General features: G+C 71.3%; 6 protein-coding genes. 3 read left to right on the top strand and 3 right to left on the bottom strand.

The window, feature by feature from the left end; translation table 11 throughout:
• The coding region (locus NQ160_RS20165; RefSeq protein ID WP_257516888.1) for a helicase-associated domain-containing protein at positions 1-479 on the bottom strand (479 nt) is incomplete at its 3' end.
• Positions 480-556: 77 nt separating this feature from the next.
• Here NQ160_RS20165 and NQ160_RS20160 point away from each other — a divergent pair.
• Complete coding sequence (locus tag NQ160_RS20160; protein WP_257516887.1) at positions 557-847, top strand: DivIVA domain-containing protein; 291 nt, start codon at positions 557-559, stop codon at positions 845-847.
• 1 nt (position 848) lies between these two features.
• Here the strand turns inward: NQ160_RS20160 and NQ160_RS20155 are convergent, their stop codons facing one another.
• Positions 849-2,555 (bottom strand): helicase-associated domain-containing protein, encoded by a 1,707-nt coding sequence (locus NQ160_RS20155; protein ID WP_257516886.1) that lies wholly within the window; start codon positions 2,553-2,555, stop codon positions 849-851.
• Position 2,556: 1 nt separating this feature from the next.
• On the bottom strand, positions 2,557-2,823 hold the full coding sequence (locus NQ160_RS20150) for a multidrug ABC transporter ATPase (RefSeq protein ID WP_257516885.1): 267 nt from the start codon (positions 2,821-2,823) through the stop codon (positions 2,557-2,559).
• A gap of 102 nt (positions 2,824-2,925) precedes the next feature.
• Between NQ160_RS20150 and NQ160_RS20145 the strand changes: the two genes are divergently transcribed.
• Together NQ160_RS20145 and NQ160_RS20140 are read left to right on the top strand one after the other, a co-directional pair.
• Positions 2,926-3,309 (top strand): cold-shock protein, encoded by a 384-nt coding sequence (locus NQ160_RS20145; RefSeq protein ID WP_257516884.1) that lies wholly within the window; start codon positions 2,926-2,928, stop codon positions 3,307-3,309.
• Positions 3,293-3,892 (top strand): DUF3027 domain-containing protein (locus NQ160_RS20140; protein ID WP_257516883.1); only part of this gene is annotated, 600 nt, incomplete at its 3' end. The genes NQ160_RS20145 and NQ160_RS20140, both read left to right, overlap by 17 nt.

Raw genomic sequence — 3,892 nt, 5'->3', positions numbered from 1 at the left:
ATCTTCAGCAGCTCCTGCTTGATCTGCCCGCGCGCCCACGCATCGACGACGAACGTGTCGGGGGTGGGGCGGCCCACGAGCAGCGGACTGATGCGCTTGTTGCGCGAGACCTCGGACAGCACGGCGTTGTCGGTCGAGCGCAGCACGAGCACGCCCTCGCCGAAGCCCTCGACGTCGGCGCGCTCGATGACCAGGCGGCCGTAGCGGTTGACCGTCTCACGCAGGTCCATCGACACCGATGCGGGCACCGGAAACCGCGACCAGCGCTCGAGGGTCGCGAGCATGTCGTCGGCGTCGTGGCCGGCGGCCCGCGCGTTCCACAGGCCCAGCCGGGTGATGCGATACGTGTGGATGTGCTCGGGGGCGCGCTCGAGCTCGGCGAAGATCGCCAGTTCGTGGCGCGCGGTCTCAGCGTCCGGATGGGCTACTTCCAGCAGCACCGTCCGGTCGCTCTGCACGATGAGAGGGCCGTCAGCCATAACGTGCAAGTCTAGTCCGCGCGCGGCGGGGTGAGGTCGCCCGCCCGCCGCCCGCGCCTGTTCGTTAGCCTCGCGGGATGCACAGCTCCGAGCTCCGCCGCGTCAGCTTCCCGGCTGGCACGCGCATCGGCCTGTTCCGCGTCGAGGGGTTCGCCGCTCCCGACGTCGACGACTTCGTGCAGGAGTGTGAAGTGGCGCTCGGTGCCCACGAAGAGGGCCGCGTTGCGCGCCTGACCAGCGAGGACGTCGTGACGAAGGAGTTCCGCACGTTCGTGCGCAAGGCGGGCTACTACGACATGGATGCCGTCAGCGAGTTCCTCGACCGGGTCGCCGACGCACTGCGCCAGCACGAGCAGCGCGTGCCCTGACTCAGAGGGCGCGCACCGCCTCGATGCTCGCCACCGGCAGGGTGCGCTCGACATCGGCCGCCTTGTCGCGCCCGCGCAGGCGTCCGCCGCCCAGGCCGCTGGCCTCGAGGGTGAAGTCGCGGCTGCTGCCGTCGGGAAGGCGCACCGTGACGGTGATGAGCGCCTTGGCGCGCACGGCCTGTTCGAGCTCGCGACCGAGCCACGCGGCATCCGAGTCGGACTCCCGCGCCCCGCGCAGCCGCCCGATCAGCGGCTCGTACGGGCTCGCCGTCGGCGGGGCCGGGGGAGCGGCCAGCTTGTGACGCAGCACGGTGCGGGTGTGGCCGGAGGTGTCCTCCATGCTCACGGGGTAGCGGGCGTCGGCGAGCGCCCAGAACACTGCGTCGGCGTTGGAGCGCGATGTCAGGCCTTCGGAGTGCCGCATGAGGGCCAGAGACCGCAGGGCCTGGTCCACGGCGAGCGTGTCGAGCACGGCGCGGTCGTCGCTGCGCACGAGCGTGACACCGGATGCCGGGTCCTCGACGACCCGGATCAGGCCGTGCCGTGCGGCGGTGCGCTCGATCTCGTATGCCAAGGGCTGGGGGAGGCCCGTCAGCGAGAGCGCGGTGAGAAAGTCGCGCAGCGACTCGGCCGTTTCGCCGCCCGTGATCGCCGCCCCGATGGAATCGGGCGTGAACCGGTAGCTCGAGGCCTGCGCGCGGGACTCGCGCAGCGCCATGGTGCGCAGGCGCATGTCGAGGTGCGGCGCCAGCGGCCCCGGGGCGATGGCCGTCAGGTCGTTCTGCAGGAAGACGCGGTCGACTTCAGGTGGCAGCAGGCTGCGGAGCGCCTCGAGGTCGGCGTCGCCGCCGGCGGCGAGTCCGCGAGCCCAGGGGGCACTGGAGCCGTCGGGGCCGATCAGAGCCCACCGGTGCAGCAGCGAGCGCCACTGCTCGGCGCGCGCGGGCCAGGTCGGGTCGAACGGATACGCCTGTGCCCACTCGGCGGGCGACGACCAGCCGCCGTCGTCGGTGCGCAGGGCCGCCGGCAGCGCGTCGCGCAGGCGGCGTGCGACCTGGTCCCAGCGTTCGACCGTCCCCGCCTGAAGCCACTCCAGGCCATCGGCAGTGACGAACCATTCCTTGTCGGTGGGGGCGGTGAGGCCCGCCACCGACGACAGGGCCACGAGTTCGTCTGCGGTGGCGGCATCGGTGACGATGCCGGCATCCATCAGCCGTCGACGCTCGGTCGCGCCCAGCGCGCCCGAGCCGATGCGCGAGAGCGGCGTGGTCAGCGCGAGCTGCAGGATGTCGGCGAGGGTCGCGGCGGCGGTGAAGGCCCGTTCTGCAGCCGCGTCGGCGGGCTCCGGATCGGATCGAGGCGCCTCGGAGGGCGTTGCGGCGGGAGGCGCGGCCGCGATCGCCTGCACGACGGCGCGGTAGACGGTGCCGTCGGGGGCGGCCAGGGCGCGGGAGATCAGTGCCGACCGTGCCGGTTCGGCCACGGTGCCGCCCTGCGCGGCGACGAGCGCCTCGGCGAGGGGCCGGGGGAGCGCCGCGAGGGCACGCGCGAGAGGAGCGGCATCCTGCACGCCCTCGGCCGCGTCGAAGAAGTCCGCCCACGTCGCCGACGGCGAGATGCCGCGTTCGGTCAGCAGCGCGGTGAGCGCGGCATCGTCCTGCCCGGCGAGCCAGCTCGCCAGAACACGGGAGTCCGCCGAATGCGCCACGTCAGCCTTCCCTGTTGGCACGAGCCCTTCGTGCGAAGCTCATGATCAGCAAAGCGATCAGCAGGACGAACGCCACGGGCGGGGCGAACCAGACCAGCGCGCCCACCGTGGGCCACAAGCCTTCGCGCATGTCGGCACCGGTGGCGGAGCCGATCATGATCGCCAAGAACGACACGATCGACAGCAGCAGCAGACCGAAGGACATGTACGCCAAGATCCGGTCGATCCTGCGGACCGGCACCTCTCCGCGTGAAGTGGGTGTGCTCATCGGCACCAGACTACTGCGTGGTCGGTACCGGTAGGCTTTGTTTGGGGCCGATTTGGCCGCATTTCGTCCTGCCCGTCACGGGCACGATTCAGTGGAGTTCGCATGCCCACCGGCAAGGTCAGGTTCTACGACGACGAGAAGGGGTTCGGCTTCATCTCCGCCGATGACGGCCAGGACGTCTTCCTGCACGCCTCCGCCCTCCCCGCCGGCACGACCGGCCTCAAGCCGGGCACCCGCTTGGAGTTCGGCGTCGCCGACGGCAAACGCGGTCTGCAGGCGCTGTCGGTTCGCGTGCTCGAGGCTCCCGTCAGTCTCGCCAAGCGCTCCCGCAAGCCCGCCGACGACATGGCGATCATCGTCGAAGACCTCGTGAAGCTGCTCGACGACATCGGCGGCGATCTGCGCCGGGGGCGTTACCCCAGTGGCTCGCACGCCAAGAAGGTCGCGGCCGTGCTGCGCAAGGTAGCCGATGACTTCGAAGCCTGAGCCTGCCGACGAGCGGCTGCTCCACGCGCACGACCTCGCCCGCGCGGCCCTGCGCGAAGTGACGCCGGATGCCACGATCGGCGACGCCGCCGGCTACACGGTCGAAGACGGCGGAGTCGTCTCGCTGCGCTTCAACAACCGCATGCCGGGATACCCCGGCTGGTTCTGGACCGTGAGCATCGCCGTGGTCGAAGGCTCCGATCCGACCGTGCTCGAGGTGGAGCTGCTTCCCGGCGACGGTGCGCTGCTGGCCCCCGAGTGGGTGCCGTGGGCGGTGCGTCTGGCCGACTACCAGGCCGCGCAGGCGGCTGCGGCGGCGGCGGCCCTCGAAGCGGGCGAGCTGCCCGACGCGGATGCCGACGAACGCGACGCCGATGAGGACGACGACGTCGACGACCTCGACGACCTGGATGCCGCGGACTTCGACGAGGACGGCTCGGCGATTCTGCACGGCGGCGACCTCGACGGGGTGGACATCGACGAGCTCGACGAGAGCGTGGTTGTCGACGAAGACGACGAAGACGACGACGACGAGGACGACGACGACGAGGACTCGGACGACGACGACTCGGACGACGACGAG

This window comes from Microbacterium sp. zg.Y909 (genome assembly GCF_024626565.1).
The sequence above is the reverse complement of the archived record's forward strand: the minus strand, read 5'-3'. Positions and strand labels throughout refer to the sequence as shown.

Excerpts from the sequence above, each read along its gene's own strand:
- NQ160_RS20160 (WP_257516887.1), top strand. The coding sequence starts at position 557 with ATGCACAGCTCCGAGCTCCGCCGCGTCAGCTTCCCGGCTGGCACGCGC.
- NQ160_RS20150 (WP_257516885.1), bottom strand. The coding sequence starts at position 2,823 with ATGAGCACACCCACTTCACGCGGAGAGGTGCCGGTCCGCAGGATCGAC.
- NQ160_RS20145 (WP_257516884.1), top strand. The coding sequence starts at position 2,926 with ATGCCCACCGGCAAGGTCAGGTTCTACGACGACGAGAAGGGGTTCGGC.